At 70.1% G+C, this 1,371-nt stretch carries 2 protein-coding genes; both read right to left on the reverse strand.

Annotated elements, in window-relative coordinates; genetic code table 11:
* Nucleotides 1–782 (reverse strand): alpha/beta hydrolase (locus PV363_RS17785; RefSeq protein ID WP_301023091.1); only part of this gene is annotated, 782 nt, incomplete at its 3' end.
* A 117-nt stretch (nt 783–899) separates the two neighbouring features.
* The coding region (locus PV363_RS17790) for a hypothetical protein (RefSeq protein WP_301023092.1) at nt 900–1,371 on the reverse strand (472 nt) is incomplete at its 5' end.

Here is a 1,371-nt window from a genome sequence, read left to right on the forward strand (position 1 = left end):
TCCTGGTACGCCCCGGCGATGCCGTGCGGCGATCCGGGATAGACCTTCAGCGTCGCGCCCTTGACGAGGTCGACCGACTTCAGCGCGGCATCCGCGATGGGCACGATCTGGTCCTCCTCACCGTGGGCGATGAACATCGGGACGTCGATCGCCTTGAGGTCCTCGGTGAAGTCCGTCTCCGAGAACACCGCCACGCACTCGTACGCCTGGTGCAGGCCGGCGAGCATCGACTGACGCCAGAAGTCGTCGCGCTGGCCCTGCGAGATCGTCGAGCCCTCGCGGTTGGCCCCGTAGAACGGCGCGGACAGATCCTTGTAGAACTGCGACCGGTCGTGCAGCACCCCGGCTCTGATCTCGTCGAAGGCCTCGATCGGCGTGCCGTCGGGGTTCGACTCGGACTTGACCATGACCGGAGGGATGGCCCCGGCGGTCGCGACCTTCACCACGCGCCCCTGGCCGTGCTGGGCCGCGAACCGTACGGCCTCGCCGCCTCCCGTCGAGTGCCCGACCACGATGATGTCGTCCAGCCCGAGCTCGTCGGCCAGCGTCGCGACGTCGGCGGCGTAGGTGTCCATGTCGTTGCCGTCCCACGTCTGCGACGAGCGGCCGTGGCCGCGACGGTCGTGCGCGATCGCCCGGTAGCCCGCCTCGGCGGCGAGCTTGAGCTCGAGGTCCCACGCGTCCGAGCACAACGGCCACCCGTGGCTGAAGATGATCGGCTGTCCGCTTCCGAAGTCCTTGTAGAAGATCTGTGCCCCGTCCGAGGCAGTGATGTACGGCATGCTGCGGCTCCTTCGCAGTCGGGTCCGACCAGGTCGGTCCTGCTCGCGCCCCCTCACGATTCGACTGCCGGGGCATGCTGCGTGACCACGAAGAAGACACGCAGTTCGGCACCGGGATCACCCGAGGCGGACCTCACCGCGTGCCTCCTCGCGGCCCGCGAACTGCTGCCACTCGCGCGCACGGGCGGCCACGCGGGCGCCCTCGCCGAGCGCACGGCCCTCGTCCGCGTGCAGGGTGCTGGCGTACAGCTTCACCAGACCGTGCACCTCGAACGCACCTCCGCCCCCCGGGCCCGCGAACCCGACCTCCACGAGCTCGTCGACCGCGTCCTCGGCGATCCAGAGGTCCGTGTCCAGGAGCACTGCCGCGAGACTCGCGCAGAAGGTCGTCCCCTCGATCGCCCCCAGACGACGCAGGAGAATCCTCGCGGTCGGCGACAGCTGTGCGTACGACGGCTCCAGCACTGCTGCGGGCTTCAGGTCTCCGGCAGTCAGGACGGCGAGGCGGCGGTCGCGCGACTGCAACCGGCGGTTGAGGTCGACCACGCTCGCTCCGCGCCTGGCGGCGATGCGGCTGCCTGCGGCACGC

The sequence above is a fragment of the Mumia sp. genome (assembly GCF_028803055.1).
Taxonomy (GTDB): domain Bacteria; phylum Actinomycetota; class Actinomycetes; order Propionibacteriales; family Nocardioidaceae; genus Mumia.